This is a genomic window from Streptomyces sp. NPDC020299, from assembly GCF_044387825.1.
Taxonomy (GTDB): domain Bacteria; phylum Actinomycetota; class Actinomycetes; order Streptomycetales; family Streptomycetaceae; genus Streptomyces.
In genome coordinates this window covers 77924-97234 of record NZ_JBIRWL010000017.1, presented here as the reverse complement: position 1 = coordinate 97234, position 19311 = coordinate 77924, and the positions used below count along the sequence as shown (strand labels likewise).

General features: G+C 73.5%; 14 protein-coding genes. 12 read left to right on the top strand and 2 right to left on the bottom strand.

Going from position 1 to position 19311, the window contains the following annotated elements:
- Positions 1-26: 26 nt before the first annotated feature.
- Entirely contained in the window at positions 27-1169 is a 1143-nt protein-coding gene (locus tag ACH45E_RS34790; protein WP_361447660.1) for an FHA domain-containing protein, read from the bottom strand.
- 105 nt (positions 1170-1274) lie between these two features.
- Between ACH45E_RS34790 and ACH45E_RS34785 the strand changes: the two genes are divergently transcribed.
- From ACH45E_RS34785 to ACH45E_RS34760, 6 genes are read left to right on the top strand one after another with little or no spacing between them, the layout of a single operon-like run.
- On the top strand, positions 1275-2243 hold the full coding sequence (locus ACH45E_RS34785; protein WP_361447662.1) for a hypothetical protein: 969 nt from the start codon (positions 1275-1277) through the stop codon (positions 2241-2243).
- Position 2244: 1 nt separating this feature from the next.
- Positions 2245-3678: a hypothetical protein gene (locus ACH45E_RS34780; protein WP_361447664.1), complete on the top strand. Its 1434-nt coding sequence runs from the start codon at positions 2245-2247 to the stop codon at positions 3676-3678.
- Positions 3675-5345: a vWA domain-containing protein gene (locus ACH45E_RS34775; RefSeq protein WP_361447666.1), complete on the top strand. Its 1671-nt coding sequence runs from the start codon at positions 3675-3677 to the stop codon at positions 5343-5345. Before ACH45E_RS34780 ends, ACH45E_RS34775 begins: the two co-directional genes overlap by 4 nt.
- On the top strand, positions 5342-6355 hold the full coding sequence (locus tag ACH45E_RS34770; protein ID WP_361447668.1) for a hypothetical protein: 1014 nt from the start codon (positions 5342-5344) through the stop codon (positions 6353-6355). The genes ACH45E_RS34775 and ACH45E_RS34770 overlap by 4 nt, the downstream gene beginning before the upstream one ends.
- Positions 6352-7425: a hypothetical protein gene (locus ACH45E_RS34765; protein WP_361447670.1), complete on the top strand. Its 1074-nt coding sequence runs from the start codon at positions 6352-6354 to the stop codon at positions 7423-7425. The genes ACH45E_RS34770 and ACH45E_RS34765 overlap by 4 nt, the downstream gene beginning before the upstream one ends.
- The gene (locus tag ACH45E_RS34760; protein WP_361447672.1) at positions 7422-10871 is read left to right on the top strand and encodes a hypothetical protein; all 3450 of its coding nucleotides are present in this window, start codon (positions 7422-7424) and stop codon (positions 10869-10871) included. The genes ACH45E_RS34765 and ACH45E_RS34760 overlap by 4 nt, the downstream gene beginning before the upstream one ends.
- Before the next feature lie 139 nt (positions 10872-11010).
- Here the strand turns inward: ACH45E_RS34760 and ACH45E_RS34755 are convergent, their stop codons facing one another.
- Entirely contained in the window at positions 11011-12216 is a 1206-nt protein-coding gene (locus tag ACH45E_RS34755) for a serpin family protein (protein WP_361447674.1), read from the bottom strand.
- An 89-nt stretch (positions 12217-12305) separates the two neighbouring features.
- On the opposite strand from ACH45E_RS34755, the gene ACH45E_RS34750 reads away from it, so the two are divergent.
- From ACH45E_RS34750 to ACH45E_RS34725, 6 genes are all read left to right on the top strand, one after another.
- Entirely contained in the window at positions 12306-13472 is a 1167-nt protein-coding gene (locus ACH45E_RS34750) for a DUF4190 domain-containing protein (protein ID WP_361447676.1), read from the top strand.
- Between the two features lie 147 nt (positions 13473-13619).
- The gene (locus tag ACH45E_RS34745; RefSeq protein ID WP_361447678.1) at positions 13620-14372 is read left to right on the top strand and encodes a GntR family transcriptional regulator; all 753 of its coding nucleotides are present in this window, start codon (positions 13620-13622) and stop codon (positions 14370-14372) included.
- A 331-nt stretch (positions 14373-14703) separates the two neighbouring features.
- Entirely contained in the window at positions 14704-14901 is a 198-nt protein-coding gene (locus tag ACH45E_RS34740; protein ID WP_361447680.1) for an SPOR domain-containing protein, read from the top strand.
- 332 nt (positions 14902-15233) lie between these two features.
- The gene (locus tag ACH45E_RS34735) at positions 15234-15632 is read left to right on the top strand and encodes a (deoxy)nucleoside triphosphate pyrophosphohydrolase (protein ID WP_361447682.1); all 399 of its coding nucleotides are present in this window, start codon (positions 15234-15236) and stop codon (positions 15630-15632) included.
- 97 nt (positions 15633-15729) lie between these two features.
- Positions 15730-16158: an ATP-binding protein gene (locus ACH45E_RS34730; RefSeq protein ID WP_361447684.1), complete on the top strand. Its 429-nt coding sequence runs from the start codon at positions 15730-15732 to the stop codon at positions 16156-16158.
- Positions 16159-16412: 254 nt separating this feature from the next.
- Entirely contained in the window at positions 16413-18998 is a 2586-nt protein-coding gene (locus tag ACH45E_RS34725) for a SpoIIE family protein phosphatase (protein ID WP_361447686.1), read from the top strand.
- Positions 18999-19311: the final 313 nt, after the last annotated feature.

Below are 19311 nucleotides of genomic sequence, written 5' to 3'. Positions count from 1 at the left end.
GACCCCTTCTCCCGTGTGACCGCCGCTCAGTACACCCGCGTGACCGCCTCCGCCCCCTCCCCGCTCGGCGGCTTCCGGCGCTGCCACTCCTGGGCCAGCTCCGCCGGGAAGCGCCGCCCGCTGCGGGCCAGGACGACGCCCTCGGTCAGCTCCAGTTCGTCCCCGGCGCGGAAGTCGCGTACGGCGCCCTTGGGGAGGTCGTGCCAGGGCCCGGGGCCCGACCTGTCCGTAGCCCGCCACCGGGTACCGAAGGAGCTCACGTCGGTGGCGCGCAGGGCGCCTCCCGCGACCCGCAGTTCCACGTGGGTGCGGCTGACGAGGGCGGCCAGGTCGGCGGGGAGCAGGTCGTGCAGGGCGATGCCGTCGGGGTCCGGCTTCCGGCCGATCCGTACCGTCGAGCCGTCCTCCAGGGTGAAGCGGGCCGAGACCCGGTCGGCGACGAGCAGCTTGACCTGGGCGGTGGCGGTGCGCGGGCCGTCGTCGATCAGTTCGAGACCGTGGTGCTCGCAGGTCGGGAGGCCACGCCGCATCCGGGGCAGCAGCACCAGCGCGCCCTTGCGGGTGTCGTACACGGAGCACCGCTCCTCCGGGCAGCGCCAGTTGCGCAGCACCACCTCGGAGCGGGGCCTGCGCCGGGGATCGAGCAGGCCCTGCTTCTTCAGGACCGACTCCTCCTTCTTGCGGGAGATCTGTGCCGCGGAGGCCACTTGCATGTCCAGCGGGACGAGCCGGACCGTGCCGCGCTGCCCCGGTACCGGCTCCAGGAAGTCGTCGGTGTTGCCCTGGAGGAAGGGGAAGTTGTCGCGGGCGTCCCGGTAGCGGTCGCCGGTGATGACCGGGATGCCGGTCATCTCGCACAGCTCCAGGACCCGTCCGTCCGCGTCGCCCAGCTCCTCGACCAGGCCGAGCCGCACCCACTTCGCCAGCAGGTGTACGTCCGCCGGGTCGGTGAACTCGTGGCGGCCGCCGCCGTGCCGCAGACTGCGGTCGGCGACGAGGTACAGCCTGACGTCCGGGTCGCGGGCCAGCCGGGCGGCCGCGTCGATGACGAGGGCCAGGCGGCGCAGCGAGCGTTGGCCGGGCTCGCCGAGGTCCTGGCGGCGCACCACGTTCGAGAGGTCGACGAGGAAGCATGCCTCTTCGAAGTCCGCGGTCAGATGCTTTTCCACAGGATTCCCCCGCTTCCCCGAAAGTCCCCACGCGCCCGCTGATGTGATGTTAATTACTTTATTGGGCAGTGGTCTTGGGGATCCGGAAATGCGCGGGGGGCGGATATGAGCGAGTGGGGTTCACTTGCGGACGAGACGGACGAGACGCCGTCCGGGGGACGGCGGCAGGCGGCCCCTCCGCCCCCGGCCGCCGAGGACGAGTGGGGCACTCTCGACGCCTCCGGCCCCCCTGGGTCCGGTGGACGGCGGCCCGGCCCGTCCGCACCTCCGGTCGGCGTACCGGCTCCGTCACCGGAGGTCGTCGGCTCCCTGCTGACGGCCGGTGAGACGCTGTGGGCACAGGTCGACGGCACCGACGCGGTGCTCGGCTCCGGCTGCCCCGCCACGGCGGTGTACGACGACGAGCCGGACGGCTTCAGCGGCTGGCGCCCGGTCACCGTCGTCGACCCGTCCCGGCTGATCGTGCGCCCGGTGCCGCTGTCCCTGGCCGAACCGTCCGTCGGCGCGGCGACCTCCGTCGCCGAGCTCTACACCGACACCGAACCGCCGGACACCGGCGAACCCCGTCGCACCGCGCGTTTCCCGGTCGGGGAGGGGCCCGACCTGGACGCCCTGCTGGACCGGGCGGTGGCTCAGGAGCGGGAGCGGGTGCGTGCCGAGGCCGCCGCCGCGGCACGCCGGGCCCAGGAGGAACTCGCCTACGCGCACCGGGAGCTGGCCGAGCGGACCGAGATCGTCGAGCGCGGCGCCCGGCTGCGGGAGGAGCGGGCCGAGGAGGCGGTACGGCGGGCGCGGCAGGAAGCCGACCGGCGGCTGGCCGAGGCCGAGAGCCAGGCCGGCCGGCGGATCGCCGCCGCCGAGGCCGCGGCCCGGCGGGAGGTCGACGACGCCCGCGCCCAGGTGGCGCAGGCCGTCCAGCACTGGCAGCACCGGGCACAGCAGGCGGAGACCGAACGGCGCCGGGCGGCCCAGGAGTTGCGACGCGCCAACCGGACGAGCACACAGCGCCTGGTCTTCCTGGGGGTACTGGCCGTGATCGCGGTCGTGCTCACCGTCGTCCTCAAGGGAGCGTGACGTGAGCGAACACGGTGACGCCGTCATCGGCCACGGCGACGATGTGGACGGCGACCTCGCGGGGGAGCGGAGCCCGGACCCGGTGACGACCGAAACGCCCGTGGAGACCCAGGAGATGGAGACGCCCGAGTTCGTGGCCGTCGCCGTCCCCGAGATCGCCGTCCGCTGGGACCAGGACCTGGCACCGACTCTGCGCGAGTGCGTCGACGAGCACGGCAGGCCCGAACGCGACCATCTGATCGGGGAGTTGCCCGCCCTCTGGGACAGGGTGGACTCCGCCCTGCATCGGCTCGGGCCGGGATGCCTGATGACCGAGTCCGTACGGTACGACGCGTACGAGGGCTGGCAGATCGCCGCGCTGCCCCGCTACGACCTCGAGGGCGGCATCGAGTTCCACGACCGGCGTGAGGTCGCGCCCGCGCCCCGTGACCGGCGTGCCCTGGTGCAGGCGCTGGTGGACGCCGTGGCCGAGCGGCCCTGCCTGGACCTGCGGGACGCGCTCCAGCTGCTCGGCGTGTTCGCGGGCACGTTCCCGCCCGGCCTCGACGCGGTGTGCCACCGGCTCCTGGGCCATGACCTGCGGCAGGGCGTGGCAGCGGGGATGGCGCCGCTGCACGAGGCCCTCGCGCGCCGCGCCCCGGCCGGCGTGTCGGCCACCTGCTACCAGGAGAGCGCGGTCGGCTCCCGCAAGGCCAAGGGCGACCCGGGCACCGACAACGAGGACGCGGCGGGCGCCGCCCGGGGCGCCTCGGGCACGGTGCGGTGCGCCGTGTTCGACGGGGTGACCGGCGCCGGGGACGGCTCCGGCCGGATCGCCGCCCAGGCGGCACTGCGGCAGACCGAGCGGCGCTGGCGGCTGGAGGAGGACCTGCCGCCGCAGCAACTCGTGGACGAACTGGACGTGTTCATCGGCCGGGCCACTGAGACGGGCAGCGCGGCCGGCGTCCTGGCCACGGTGCGCCCGGACGGCACGGCGAGCCTGGTGTCCGTCGGGGACGCGGAGGCCTGGCTGGTGCGGCCTCTGCGCGCACCGGTGCCCGGCGGCCCACCGACGCGCGAACTGCCGTACACGGCATGGAAGCTGACCCCCGCCCACACCGGCTACGCCGAGCGGCTGCGGGTCAGCCCGCACGCCCACGGCGACGGGTCCGCCCTGGTCAACTACCTCGGCAACGGTCCCGGCCGCTGGACGCAGACCACCGTCGTCCTCGCCCCGGGGGACCTGCTGCTGCTCGCCTCGGACGGGGCGACGGAACCCGAGCGGGACCGCTGGTTCGGCGCCGTACTGGCCGAACTGGCCTCGAAGCTGGAGGAGCCGGGACGACCGCTCGCCCCGGCGCTCGCCGCCGCGCTCGTCCAGCGGGCGGAGGCCCTGGGCGGCTGGGACAACGCCACGGCACTGGTGTGCGGGATCGGGGAGGCGAAGGACGTATGACCACTGAGGACATCAAACTCGGAGTGGACCGGCCGCAGGTCAATGTCGGCGACGAGTTCTACCTGGCGGTCGCCCCGCGCGAACTGCGCCGCGCCGACCGGATCGCGGAGGGCATCGCCTATGTGCTCGCGGTCGACGACAGCTGGTCGATGGGCATCAAGGCGAACTCCTCCACGAACGAGTTCGCGGACCCGGACGACCCGCGGGACGCCAGCCGCAAGGACGTGGCCGAGTCCGGGGTGCGCGAGCTGGTCGCCGCGCTGCCCCCGGACGCCGGGGTCGACGTGCTCACCTTCGCGCAGAAGGCGGGCCTGCGCTTCTCCGGAACGGCGGCCGAACTGCGCGACAGGGGCAGCTGGAGCGGCAATGCCGAGGACGAGCGCCGCTGGACCAGTATCGAGGGCGCGCTGCGGGAGGCCTACGCGCAGCTGGACCGGCGCACGGCGGCCTCCCGCCGGCTCGTGCTGCTCAGCGACGGGCTGCCCAACTTCGGTGCGACCGAACCCGGGCAGCTGGCCGCGATCGCCCGGGAGGCGGCAGGACGCGAGCTGCACACCGACGTCATCGGCATCGGCGAAGGCGCCGACTACCCCCTGCTGGAAGGGCTCGCGCCGACCGGGATGACCGCTCACGTGTCCTCCCGCGCGACCGCCGCCGAGAAGATGCGGGAGATCGCGTCGAGCTTCGCCGCCTACAGCCGGGACGTGGTCGCGGGCAGCGCCGAACTGTCCCTGGAGATCAGCCCTTTCATCGAGATCGTCGCCGTCTACCAGATCGACCCGGTCCGCCGGCGCCTCGACAGCGTGGTGTCCGACGGCGGGGGACGGCGCCCCAGCAGGGTACGGCTCACCCTGGGCGCGGTCGGCGCGGGCGAGGAGGCCCAGTTGCGCTATGTGCTGAAGCTGCGGGCGCCCGACCGGACCAGCCCGACCGAGCTCCTCGTCGCCAAGGCGACCGGACGGCTCGGCTCGGGACCCGGAGCGCGGGAGCTGGCGCCGGTGACGACCAAGGCGTGGTTCGTGAACGATCCGTACGCCCAGATCCTCCGCCCCGAATACGGTCGCGAGGCCGCCGCCGCGGAACTCGACCAGGAGATCAACAACCGGGTCGCCGCGGCGGGTTCCACCACCGAGGAGGAGCGGATCTACGAGGAGGGGATCGAGCGGGCCCGCCGGATCCCGGATCCCGGGCTGATCGCCTCCTTCCAGCAGGCGATCGGCGGACTCCGCGGGGGGATGCGGTCGAAGGACGTGCTCAACGAGTCCCGCGCGTCCTCCAGCCGCAGCAGCTCCAGCCGCAACAAACGGGACTGGTTCAAGGACATCGAGGTCGAGCCGCCCGACAAGATCCGCGAGCACCGCACACAGCGCAGCGTGTACGACGATGACGACGGCCAGTACGGCGGCGGGTCGTACGGCGGAGGCTCGTACGGCGGCGGGTCGTACGGCGGTGGCGGATACGGCGACGACGGATACGGCTCCGAGGACGGGTACGGCTCCGAGGACGGGTACGGCTCCGAGGACGGCGGCGCATACGGTTCGAGCGGCGGCAGCGGCCGGCACTCCTACGGCGGCCCCTACCGCGGCGCACCGGACAGGGGGCAGGACCACGGCGGCCACGGCGGCGCCGACGCCCCCACCCAGCCGCCGCGCCGGAGCGGGTCATGAGCGTCCCCGTCATCATCGACGCGTCGAACGTGGCCGCGACCAGCCAGACCCGCTGGCTGTTCTCCCGGGTCGTCGACGTACGGGAGGCATGGCTGCGCCGGCATCCCGGCGCGGACGCCATCGCCGTCCTGGACGCCAGTGTCCGGCGCCACCTGGACGACCAGAAGCTCGTCGAACAGGCAGAGCGCGCCCGCTGGCTCCAGGTCCACCGGGGCGACGCCGACGACCGGATCCTCTCCCTCGCCGACCAGTACGACGCGGCGATCGTCTCCAACGACAACTTCCGCTACGCCCGCCGCGAGCACCCCTGGCTGCAGGGCAACAACTCCCGGGTGTGGAGCGTGCGCCGGATGCGCGGCGAGGTCATCCTCAGCCTGCGCCACCTCGGCGTGGCCACCGACGAGGAGATAGAACGCGACCGGCTCAAGAAGCTCCGCAAGGCGGGTCTGCTCCACCCCGGCTCGGACAAACGGTTCCGGCACACCTCCGACACCTCCGGCTGCGTACACGCCGACGAGGAACTGCAGCCCCAGCACGTGCACAGGCAGGGCCACCGCTGGTACTGCCGCTCGTGCTACTTCGACGTCCGCGAGATCGTCGCGGAGCCACCCCCCGCGCCCGGCACCGGCCCGGTCCGGGTGACCGTACTGCACGGCCATCGCACCCGGGACACGCTCACCGTGCCCCCCGCCGGCCTGACGCTGGGCCGGCCCTCGCGCAGCCACCCCGAAGTCACGGTCGTCACCGCCGGGCTGGACGAGGAGAAGGCCAAGGACGTCTCCCGCCTCCATGTGCGGATCTTCCTCGACGACGACGGGAAGCCCATGGTCGAGCACCTCCCCGAACCCGACCGGAACGCGTCGTTCCTCAACCCGGAGCTCGACTTCCAGGGGCGCCCGAAGTCCTCCCGGCTCGCCACCGGGACGCCGTACGCGCTGGAGGACGGCGACGAACTCTGCCTCGGCCTGGGTACCGTCCGGCTCCGGATCGGCTTCGGGAGCGAGGCGTGACCACGTTCGTACCGCAGTGGGTGTACGCCGACAGCCCCGACGAGAACGGCTCCCCGCGCAAGGCATGGGTGCCCGCCGACTTCGGGATGGACGGGCGGTTCGGCACCGTCGAGATCCTCTCCCGGGGCGGCCAGGGGTACGCCCTGCGCGCCCAGGACCGCTGGTCCGGCCAGGACGTCGTGGTCAAGGGCATGTGGTGGCCCGAGACGGCCCTGGACGACCCGCGCAACGTCCTCGCCACCCTGTCCCAGCACCAGAAGGCACGCCGGCAGGGACTGCACGCCGCCCAGCAGGCGGCCCAGCTGACCCAGCAGTGCCCCGTCGTGATCAGCGTGGAATCCCAGCCCTCCCCGTCGCTGACCGAGGCCGGCCACCCGCGGCCACCGGTCGAGAGCTTCCTCGTGCAGCAGTTCATCGGACAGCAGGGCGGCGCCTCCATCACCCTCCAGCAGGACATCGACGCCCGCAAGGCCGCGAACCGGCCCTACACCGAGGACGAACTGCTCGACCTGGCCGAACAGTTGTGCAACACCCTCGCCGCCCTGCACGCCGACCGGCACGCGGACGACAAGTCGTCCAAGGGCTGGATCCACGCCGACATCAAACCGGAGAACATCCTGGTGCTGGGCCCGCCCGCCCGCTACGTCCTGATCGACTACGACGCGGCCGTGCGGATCGGCGGACGCGTCGACACCACCACCGCCGCCTACGCGCCGCCGTCGGCCGAGGGCACCGACGAGCCGAGTGAGAAGTCCCCCGCGGCCGAGCGCTTCGACATCTACATGCTCGGCGCCACCCTGGCCCACGCGGCCGCCCTCCAACGCCTCTCCGAGGAGCACCGCCGCCTGCTGTACGCGGAGCAGACCACCTACGAGGCCATCGCCCCCGCCCGGAGGTTCCTCACCGGTCAGGGCTACGGGCCGGTGCTGACCAACGCCCTCATGACCTGCCTGTCCAAGCGGACGTACCGCCTCACCAACGTCGACCGCGTCCGTATCGACCTCGCCCGCGCCCGCCGGGCCACGGCCCTGCAAACGGCGCTGAGCACCCTGGGAGGCGGGCCACGATGACCGACCACACCACGTTCGGCCGGCTCGTCACCCGGGTCCGCGGCCGTTCCGGACGCCACTGGGAACCGCGTACCGCGCAGCTGCGCCCCGGACACCTGCGCTCCTCCGGGGCGAGCGCGCTGCGCGCCACCCGGCTCGTCAAGGACGCGGAGGAAGACGCCTACGGCGCGCTGCGGTTCTTCCCCAGCGTCAGGGACCGCGGACGGGCGGCCACGCTGCTCGCCGCCGGCAGCCCCGTCACACCCCCGCTCCTGGACGTCGTCGACCACCCCCAGCTGCCGCCCGCCCTGATCACGGCCTGGGCGCCGGGCAACAAGAAGGTGCCGCTGCACGCGCTGCCGGACCGCGACGACCTCGACTCGATGCTCGCCGACGGGCACCGCTGGACACCCGCCGGAGCCCTGCGCACCCTGGTCCCCCTCGGCCGGGCCCTGGACGACATGGCACACGCCGGCTTCGTCCCCGTCGAGCTCTCACCCGACCACCTCGTGGTCAACTTCGGGTCGGTGGTCCTGGCGGGCACCGGCCGGCACGGCTACATCCCGCGCGAGGGCCGCATGCCCGGCGCCCAGGGCATGTCCCTGCCGACCGCGCTGCTCCTCGGCGGTGACGTGCCGAGCGCGGGCAGCGGGGACCAGGCCCTGGCGCAGTGGCGGGAGGTGCAGGTGCGCGCCCTGACCCGGCTGGCCGGCTGGATGGCCTGCGGACTGCCGCCCGGCGCCAGAGGACCGGTCGACGGCCCGGCCGACCTCTACGGCTATCTGGAGACGGCCGGATTCCAGCGGGTGCCCGCGCTGCGCCCCGGCCGGCTCGCCGACACCCTCGCCCGCGCCGCGCACGACGAGGAACAGGCCCGTGCCGGCGCCGACCTGGCCGCGGCGGAGGCCCTGCTGGTCTATGACGACACGGCGCAGTACAGCGGCGGCGAACGGCTCGGCATCAACCCCGAGTCGCTGCGCCTCGGCCTGCTCCACGAGCACGGCCCGGACGTGATCGCCGTGGCCGCCTTCGACCAGCGGCGGCGCGGCACCCGCGGCGCCACACTGCTCTCCGGCGCGGGCTGGCTGCTGGTGCCGCCCGAGGAGCTGGTGAACGTGTCCTGCCGGATCGCCTCGCGCGCCTCGCGCGCCCGTGTGGTCGTCGCGGGCCGGATGTCGTCCGCCGCACTGCGGAACCTGCAGCGGGTGCGGGGCGGACACGTCGAACAGGTCGACTGGGACGACCTGTCGATCGCCTCGCCGCGGATCGCGGGCATGGCCGCCGACCGGCTGCCGTTCGTCACCGACCCGGATCTGGAGGAGTACTACGAGCAGATCCTGGACAGCAGGGGCGGCGTGGCACGGCGCCGGCGCACCTTCGCCGCCGGCTGGACCCTGAGACTGGGCGGCGTCGACCGCACGATGCGGCCCGGGCCGCGCGCGAACCTGCTGGAACAGCTGGCCGACTGCTTCGGCACCGACACGGAACTGCTGGTGGCGGTGCGCTCCCTGCAGAACGCGCCGGGCCTGCGCAAGCAGAACAGGCTGCTCGACGAGGCGGGCATGCGCCGCCTGGTGACCGCCCTGTCGGGCGTGCCCCGGTCCGTCTTCCGGGAGTGCCTGATGTCGGCGCTGCTCGGGCCCGCGGAGCGTGACCTGTACGACGAGGCCGCCCGCCGGCTGCTGCCCGTGGCGGGCCGGCTCGCCGAGGTCTTCGACCCGCGCCGGGAGGTGGGCGCCGACGGGCTGACGATGGCCACCGCGCTGCGGGAGCTGGAGGGCATCCGCCGTGTCGGCCTCTACGGGCGGCTGTGCACGGCCGTCCCCGAGGTCGCGCCCGAGCGGCTCGCGGCCGCGGTCGCCGGTATGGACGACCCGCTGGTCGCGCTGCTCTCCCAGATCCCGGCGCCCAGCCTGCAGTTCCTCGCCGGCCGCCTCGACGACCCGCAGTTGCTCGACCTGCTGCGGCCCCATCTGCACGGCGAGGACGTGGACCTGCTCGCCCGCTACACCCCGCAGATGTGGCGGCGGCTGCTCGAAGGGCTGCGCCAGCCCGAGCACCTGACCGTGCTCGGCCTGGGCTGGGTGCAGATCGTGGACCAGGACACGGCCGGCGCGGTGGACGCGCGGGTGCTGCTCCAGATCGCCGCCGACGCCGAGGTCTCGGGGCGCGACGCGGTACGCGCCCTGCTCGGCACGGCCCCCGCCGACTGGCCGGTCGTGTGCGCCCACCCGGTGCTCGCGGCCCGCTGGCTGTCCGAGCAGGGCGACCTGGACATCGCCGAGATCGCCGACCGCTTCCCCGACACCCGGGCGGCGCTCGCCGGACTCGGCACCGAGGGCCTGCGGCACGCGCTGGAACTCGGCCTGGACCAGACGGCGATGGCCCGGCTCAAGGGGTACGCCGACGGGATCGGCCACCCCCTGTCCGACGTCGTCGCGGCCTTCAAGGAGCGCGGCTACGACACCGTGGAGCAGACCGAGCCGCTCGGCCCGGCCGCCGCGGTCGCCTGGTCGCGCTGGCAACTGGACCTGGGCAACGAGCTGGACTGGGTGATCGGCAACGTCGTACAGCGCCCCGAACGGATCCGTGACTGGGCCGTCAACGGGCCCCGGCTGGCGCACCGCGTCGGTGCCGCCGTCCTCGGCCCGGGTACGGCCCCCGAGGTGACCGGGGCACTGGCGGCCGACCCGGCCCTGCTGCCGCTGCTGGGCGCCCTGGCCGGCCCCGCGCAGCGCACCGCCCTGCTGCGGCTGCACGCCACCGATCCCGAGGGCGCCCTCGATCCGCGGGCCCGTCGTGAACTCCCGCTGATCCTGGCCTCCGACGACCCGCCGCTCACCCTGCGCACCCTGCTGCGCGAGGGGCTCGGCGTGGTCGCGCAGCAGTATGCCGAGCGGCTCGGGCTCAGCCCCGAACAGCGCCGTGTGCTCGCAGAACTGGAACCCCTCACAGTTGAGTTGGCGCTGCGTTCCCTGGAGGCCGTGCTGTCCGTGGGCGCTCGCTGGGGGCTGCGGGTCGCGGTCACCGCGGCGGTCGTGGAGCAGCGGCTGCCGGGCAGCGCCGAGGCGGTGGACCTGTGGGGGCCGCGCTGGCTGCCGCTGCTGGCGGGCCGCTCCGGTCAGCGCGTGCTGCGGCTGCTGATCGAACAGGGCGAGAAGCACGGCCGCCGCACGGACCGGCTCACCCCATGGCTGCTGGCGGCCGGCGACGACGGCCTCAAGCTCGTCGAACGCTACGGTTCCGACGCCCTGGACCTCGTCCTGGCCACCGCAGCCGCCCCGGCCGAGGCCAGGCTCCTGGGTGAACTGCTCACACTCCCGGGCCCGGGCCCCACCCTTTACCACCTGATCACCGAGAACGGGCTCCCCCCGGAGACCTGGCCCCGCGCGGCCCGCCTACTGGCGCGCGGCGAGCAGCCGGAGCGGGTGCTGCTGCGGTTGTGGAGCAGCACGCCGGTGAGGTGAGTCGGGGCAGCGGATCCGGCCGCGCGGTCACCGAGGCCGCGCCGACCGCGGGCGGTAACGGCATCGGCGCCGCCGCGCGCCCGGCGGCGACCGCGGCCCGCTGCCGAGACGCGGCCCGGCGCGAGGCCGCCCGCCGAGGTCAGAACCCGCCGGGGAAGGCCATCCCCTGATACGGCCGCGGGTCCGTGATCCAGCCTGCCACCAGGACGAGTTGTGTCTCCCGGTGGACCGCGAGGAAGCCGAAGGGGCGGTCGAAGACGGCGCGGACGACGGTGGTCTCGTAGCGGTACTGGGGAGGGCCGCTTCCCGGCGCCGGCATCACGGCCGTCACCGAGGCCGCGCGGAAGCCCAGGGCGCCGAACTCGGCGACCGTCGACTGCCGGGCCGCCCCGATGGCGAGCGGGTCGGGGCCGATGCCGGGGAAGTGGCCCTGCCGGGTGTCCTGTGCGGTCGTGAGTCCGAACAGGCGGTGCAGGCCGAGCAGGTCGTGGTCGTCCCGCACGTCGAAGGCGGTCGTCGTCACGTCGAGGGTCACCGGCTCCGGGGAGACGGCGGGCTCCCGTTCGATGTGCAGCCCCGGGCCGACGTGCCCGTACGGCAGTTGCCCGCCCCCGGTCAGCGGCAGCGCGCGTTCCACCGCGCCCACGCCCGCGGCCAGTACCTGTCCCGGTGTCATCCGCTCCTCGCCGAGGACCAGATGGACGTCGAAGCCGTTGTCCCCGGGGACCTTGAGGGCGGTCACGTAACCGTGCGGGGTGTTCGCCACCCCGATCCGCTCGGGCCGGACGCTCCTGCGGTTCAGGCCGACGAGCGTACGGCCCTGCCAGGGCCCGGCGTCCGGGCGCAGCGGGCGCTCGTCGAAGGGGCGCGGCCAGTCGGTGCGCAGCGCCAGGGCGGTGGCGAGGACCATCCTGGCGTCGTCCGTGAGCGTGACCGGCATGCGCTCCACGAGCCCGCCGGTCCGCTTCGTCGCCCAGGCGTCCAGGGCCTCCTGGTCGGTGGGCCGGTCGCCGCTCAGCACCCCGTGCGAGTCGGCCGGCAGCCCCGCCCGCCATTCCTCGCGCAGCCGGAGCGTCCGGTCGGTCCACAGCCCCAGGGCGCAGTTCAGCCCGGTCATGGCGCCCATGGTGCCGAGTAACTCCCGTGCCGCTCCCGCCGCCTGCTCGGCGGGCAGCCCGAGGGCCTCCGCCAGCTCGCCCCGGGCCGGGCCCGCGGCCCCGTCGGCCAGGAAGGCCAGCAGCGGCCAGACACCGGCCGCCGAGAACACCGTGCCGCCCTCCACGGCCCCCGCCCACCGTGTGGTGAGTCGGTTCACCCCCTGGACCGTCGCACTCGCGACCTGCATTACACCCCCATCAGCGGCGCGCTTACGATGCGCGCAGTCGTACGTCAGTTCAGCGCTGCCGCCGCCCCGACCCCAGGAGCACGGTACCCGTGTCCATACCTCCGCCTCCCGGTTCCCACCAGCCCGATGGCCAATATCCGCCGCCGTCGCCGTACCCGCCGTACTCCCCGTACCCGCAGGGCCCCTACGGCGGGCCGCCGTACCAGCCCTGGACGCAGGGCTACAGCCCGTACAACCGGCCGGCGGCGGTGAACGGGCTCGCCATCGCCGCCCTCGTGCTCGGCATCCTCTGCTTCCTGCCGGGCGTGGGCCTGGTGCTCGGGCTGGTGGCGCTGGCGCAGATCAGGAAGCGGGGGGAGCGCGGGAAGGGCATGGCGATCGCCGGCAGCGTGCTGTCCGGGATCGGCCTCGCGCTGTGGACGGTGGCACTGGTGACGGGCGGCGCGGCCGAGTTCTGGAAGGGCTTCAGGGAGGGCGCGCGGGACGGCGCGAGCATCTCGCTGAAGAAGGGCGAGTGCTTCAACGCGCCCGGCGGCTCGCTGGAGGGCGTGACGTACGACGTCGACGAGGTGCCCTGCGACAGGGAGCACGACGGCGAGGTGTTCGCGTCCTTCCAGATCGGGGGCGGCGGTTCGTATCCCGGCGACTCCTCCGTCACGGACCGCGCGGACGACCGCTGCTACGGCCTTCAGGACGGCTACGCCATGGACGGCTGGGCCGTTCCGGGCAACGTCGACGTCTACTACCTCACACCCACCCGGGACAGCTGGGCGCTCGGCGACCGCGAGGTCACCTGTGTGTTCGGCAACACCGACGAGGGCGCCGGCCTGACCGGCTCGCTGCGCAACGACGAGACCATGCTCGACGCCGACCAGGTCGCCTATCTGAAGGCGGCGCACGTCCTCAACGCGGCCATGGACACCGCGCCGGACGCGGAGTACGTCGAGGACGACCTGCCCGGCCACAAGGCGTGGGCGCGGCGCGTGGCGGCGGCTCTGGAGAAGCAGGCCGGGATGCTGCGCGGGCACGACTGGCCCGCGGCCGCCGAGAAGCCGGTCACCGGGCTGGCGGGCGACCTCGACAAGGCACGGGCGGAGTGGGCGAAGGCCGCGAAGGCCGCCGACGCCGACGGTTTCTACGCGCACTACGACAGCGGCTTCAAGCTCATCGACCCGGACCGGACGGTGACGGCGCGCAAGGCTCTGGGGCTGACCACGACCCCGCCGTCCGAGGACGACAGCGGCCTGGAGGTGTGACGGAGGCTGTAGCGGGGAGAAACCGCCTGCGAAACGCCTGCCCCGGGCAGATGTCATCACATCGAGTGATTCTCTGGCCTTTGCTTGCGTGGCACAACCCACGGTTGCCAGGCTGTTGCTGTCTGTACAACCTGATGGGAGCGGCCTGTGACTTTCGGTGAGCAGCCGGCGTATCTGCGCGTCGCGGGTGATCTCCGCAAGAAGATCGTCGACGGTTCGCTGCCGCCCCACGCCCGCCTGCCCTCCCAGGCCAGAATCCGCGAGGAGTACGGCGTCTCCGACACGGTCGCCCTGGAGGCGCGCAAGGTGCTGATGGCCGAGGGGCTGGTCGAGGGCCGCTCCGGCTCGGGGACGTATGTGCGCGAGCGGCCCGCGCCCCGGCGCATCGCCCGCTCCGGCTTCCGCCCGCCCGCCGGCGCCACGCCCTTCCGGCAGGAGCAGGCCGATGCCGCCGCGCGCGGCACCTGGGAGTCCCGCAGCGAGCAGGCCCAGGCGAGCGGCGCCATCGCCGAGCGGCTCGGCGTCCGCCCCGGCGACCGGGTGATGTGCACCAAGTACGTCTTCCGGGACGCCGGCGAGCCGATGATGCTCTCCACCTCCTGGGAGCCCCTCGCGGTCACCGGCCGCACCCCCGTCATGCTGCCCGAGGAGGGCCCCCTCGGCGGCATGGGCGTCGTCGAGCGGATGCGCGCCATCGACGTCATCGTGGACAACGTCACCGAGGAGGTCGGCGCCCGCCCCGGCCTCGCCGAGGAGTTGCTCACCCTGGGCGGTGTCCCCGGCCATGTCGTCATCGTCGTCCAGCGCACCTACTACGCCTCCGGCCGTCCCGTGGAGACCGCCGACGTCGTGATCCCCGCCGATCGCTACCGTGTCGCGTACCACCTTCCAGTGAAGTAGCGCACACCCCCCGGGCAGTTGCCCGGTCCGGTCGGCCGACTCCCGCCCGCGCACGGGCCGTTGGGTTCCGGCCGTTTTCCCAGGTGATCCCCGGTGTGTCCGGCGACCCGTCAACCCGATGCATCGATGCGCACGGACGGCGCACTCGTCATCGTGCGCCCCCCGCGTTCTGGCCGGTTGCGTACCTCTTGGTGAAAAGCCGTATTCGCTGCGTGAAGGTTAGGCGTAGGGTCGGGCATATGCGGACTGCGGTTTCCTCAGCGGGCGGGGCACGGCGGGAGCCGGGGACGGGAGACGGACGGGCGAGGGCCGGAAGAAGAGGTGGGGTGCGATGAACGACGCCAACGGCACGGTCTCGCTGCCGTGGCTCGTCATACGGCAGGACGACAGCGGCAATCGCTACCGCGTGGGCCGGTACGCGACCCGCGCCGAGGCCCAGAAGATCGCCGACAGCCTCGACGACCGCGGCCACAAGCAGATCTACTGGGTCGAACGCATAGGCCAGAACGGCAACGGCTCACGCCCCTGACCTCCGGCCGACTCCGCTGGGTCCAGGGGCCGGTGCCCCGGCGGGCAAGGGCCGAAGGCTGGGGGGAGCGCCGGCCGGACGGCCCCCCCGGCGGGCCGGACGTACTTGGGCTTTCGGCCGGTGTGGCGAGCGGGCGTGCCGGGCGTCGCGACGGGGCGAACGTCGCCCGCCGGGGCACTGGGCCTGTCCCGCTGGTCATGTCGCGGACGTGAGGCTTGGCACGCCCTCCTCCGCCTTGCAGCCGGCCGCACCAAGCCCCGCTCACCAGCGTCGATGAGTCACCGCCCGTCTCCTGCGACCTGATCCGCCGGACAGGCCCTAGGCTCCGGCGCATGACCGAACGGATCGTGGTGGTCGGAGCCGCGCTGCTCGACGACGGCCGTCTGCTCGCCGCGCGGCGCAGTGCGCCGCCCGAGCTGGCGGGGCGCTGGGAGCTGCCCGGCGGCAAGGTGGAACCCGGCGAGTCGCCCGAGGACGCCCTGGTGCGGGAGTTGCGCGAGGAACTCGGCGTCGACGCCGAGGTCGTCGAGCGCGTGCCGGGGGAGTGGCCCCTCAGGCACCCGTACGTCCTACAGGTGTGGACCGCCCGCCCGTGCGCCGGTTCCCCCGGGCCCAAGCCCCTCCAGGACCACGACGAACTGCGCTGGCTCGCGCCGGACCGGCTCTGGGACGTGCCCTGGCTCGACCAGGACGTCCCGGCGGTGCGGGAGGTGGCCGCGCGCCTGCGCTGAGCCCCGTACGCCGTTCGTGTCACTGGGCGCTGTCCAAGACGATATTCGGCACTGGATACCGGGTATGTGCCCATTAACCCCATGAAACCGGACATGGGTGGGCTCGCTGGCCTGGGAAGTGATCGGCGTGATCGACACCGATGGCGACTGCGCCGAGTGGACCTTTCCCGCGGAACCGGGCGCCGTGCGCTCCGCCCGCGGAGCGGTCCGCGACCAACTGTGCGGCTGGCGCCTCGACAGCCTCGCCGACCTCGCGGCGCTGCTGGTCAGTGAGCTGGTGACCAACGCCCTGCGGCACGCCACCGGACCCATCGGCGTACGCCTGGTACGCCCCGCCGAACTCGGCGACACCCTGCTGGTGGAGGTCTCCGACCCGCTCCCGGACCCGCCGCACGAGCGCGCCCCGCGTCCCGACGAGGAGGGTGGCCGCGGTCTCCAACTGGTCGCCGGTTCCTCACGCCGCTGGGGCACCCGGCCCGGAGGCACCGGCAAGACGGTCTGGTTCGAGCTGGCGGTTCCGCGCTGAGCGTCGTACTTGTACACACCAGGCCGCGCTGTCCACCGACCGGTTCCTGTCACGGAACGTTGCCGTCATGTGTGATTCGACGACGTGTCGGCTGGTTAGAAGACTGGAAGTGTTGTCACGCCCCGGACCGAAAACCACCGGGAACGTGCTGTGATCGTGAACACCGTGTTGTGCGGCGCCGTAGTGCTGGATACTGCGGGCAGCCGCCCCCGGTGACCGGTGCCGGACGCGGTGAGCTGGAGGGGACGGTTCGCGTGAGCGAGATACCAGCGAAGGCCACGGAGTCCGAGGACCCGTCGGACGGCGCTAGGGCCAAGGCCGTGGAGGAGCGGCCGCCCGTGGACGCCATGTGGCAGAGCAGTCCGCCCGGCTCCATCTACGACTACATCAAGGTGGCGTCGTTCTCCATCAGCGCCAAGGGGCTCGTCGACCAATGGAGCCTGCGCGCCGAGCAGCTCTTCGGCATTCCGGCCGAACGCGCCATCGGTATGGACCCCGTCGAGGCCTTCATCGACCCCGATCTGTACGAGCGCGGCCAGCGGAAGATGGCCGAGATCCTCGACGGGCGGGAGTGGACCGGAGTGGTCCCCTTCCGGATGCCCGACACCGCGGAAGGGGAGCGCGGCGAGGAGGGCCTCGCCGAGGTCTACGTCATGCCCACCCGCACCGCGGAGGGTGACAAGGCCGCCGTCTGCATCGTCGTCGACGTGCGCACCCTGCGTAGCATCGAGACCGATCTGGCCGCCTCGCAGGCGATATTCGGTCAATCTCCTTTCGGTTTCCTGCTGATCGACACCGACCTGCGGGTCCGCCGTGCCAACCAGCAGTTCGCCGCCACCTTCGGCGGCACCCCCGACGACCACCGGGGCCTCGGCGTCCACGACTACCTGCAACGCGGCGAGGCCGAGCGGGTCGCCGCCACCCTGCGCCGGGTCCTGGAGACGGGCAACTCCATCACGGACATGCACGTCACGGGCTTCGTACCGGGCTCGGAGGAGCGCCGGCACTGGTCCATCAACCTCTACCGCGTGCACAGCGGAAGCGGCCGGCCGATCGGCGTCGCCTGGCTCGGCACCGACATCACCGCCCGCCGCGCCGCCGCCCGCGAGGCCGCCGCCGCACGGCGCAATCTCGCCCTCCTCAACGAGGCGGGCGCCCGCATAGGGAACTCCCTCGACCTCGAGACCACCGCCCGCGAACTCCTCGACGTCGTCGTGCCCGGCTTCTGCGACCTCGCCACGGTCGACCTCTACCAGGGCCTGCTGACCGGTGACGAGACCCCGCCCGGACTCGCCGACGGCAGCGCGGAGCTGCGCCGCGTGGCCTTCGCCAGCGCCGTCTCGGACGCGCCCTTCGCCGGCGGCGGGGCGCCCGTCGCGGTCGGCGCGGTCCACCACTACGCCTTCAACTCGGCCTGCGCGGACGCCCTGCGCACCGCCCGCCCGCAGTTCGTCCCCGCGGAGGAGGGCGGGCTCGTCCAGTCCACGCTGGCCGTCCCGATGGTCGCCCACGACACGGTCGTCGGACTCGCCCAGTTCGCCCGTACCAAGGGCAGCGAGCCGTTCGGCGACCGAGACCGGGACCTGGCCTGGGAGCTGGCGGCGCGCGCGGCGGTCTGTATCGACAACGCCCGCCTCTACCGGCGTGAGCACGAACGGGCGTTGATACTGCAACGGTCCCTGCTGCCGCCCGGCGACCCGGAGGCCTCCGGCCTCGACATCGCCTGCCGCTACCTGCCCGGCAACGCGGCGACCGAGGTCGGCGGCGACTGGTTCGACGTCATCGAACTGCCCGGTGCCCGGACCGCGCTGGTGGTCGGGGACGTGATGGGCCGGGGCCTGCGTGCGGCGGTCGCGATGGGCGAACTCCGCACGGCGGTCCGCACCCTCGCCCTCCTCGACCTCGAACCCGCCGAGGTCCTGGCCGCGTTGGACGAGATCGCCCGCGGCCTCGGCACGCCCGGAGGCGTCCAGCAGGCCACCCGCACGGCCCGCCAGCCCCGGGACGCCGACCTGTCCGAGGTCTACCTCGCGACCTGCGTGTACGCCGTCTACGACTCGGTGACCAGGCGGTGCACCTTCGCCAACGCGGGCCATCTGCCGCCGGTGCTGGTGGAACCCGGTGAGAGCGCGCTGATGCTGGACGTGCCGCCGGGCATGCCGCTGGGCGTGGGCGGCGAACCCTTCGAGGAGGTGGAGGTCGACCTCCCCGAGGGCGCGCTCCTCGCGCTCTACACGGACGGACTGGTCGAATCCCGCGACCATCCCCTCGACGAGGGCCTCCAGGCCTTGGTGGACGCGCTGACCGACCCCACCCAGCCGCTGGAGGACGTCTGCGACCACGTCCTCAACACCCTCGACACCCACCACGGCGAGGACGACATCGCGCTGCTGATGGCCCGTGTGCAGGGGCTGCCGGCCGAGTCCGTGGGCGACTGGACGCTGCCGCGCGAGCCGCGCAGCGTCGGCCGCGCCCGCGAGTACGCGCGCGGGCAGCTGCTCAGCTGGGGGCTCGAACCCCTGATCGACACCACGGAGCTGCTGGTCAGCGAGCTGGTGACGAACGCCCTGCGCTACGGCGAGGGCGAGATACGCCTCCGCCTCCTGCTGGACCGCACCCTGGTCTGCGAGGTCTGGGACTCCGGCCTGGTCCAGCCCCGCCGCCGCCGCGCCCGCGACACCGACGAGGGTGGCCGCGGCCTGCAGTTGGTCGGCCTCCTCAGCGCCGCGTGGGGCTCCCGCCGGACCCCCCGGGGCAAGACGGTCTGGTTCGAACTCCCCCTACCCGACGGCGGAACCGGCCTGACAGACCCGGCGGAGGCGTTGCTGAGCCTGTTCTGAACGGCCGGCGGTGGCCCGGCGGGGGCTGGCCCAGCCTTTTTCTCGCCCCCGCCGCCCCTGCCCTCCCCCACTCTCGGCTTCGCTCGAGCGGGGGGACCCCCATCGTCCCCAGGGGCTCCGCCCCTTCGGCCCCGCCAGGGGGCTGCGCCCCCTGGACCCCCTTCGGCCTGAACGGCCTCGTCCTCAAGCGCCGGACGGGCTGATAATCGAGAGCCGCGCCTTCCAGCCCACTCGCACGAGTGGTGGGTGGGCATAGACCGGGGGTCTGGGGGCGGAGCCCCCCGGCGGGGGCCACCGGAGTGAGCCTCGGGCT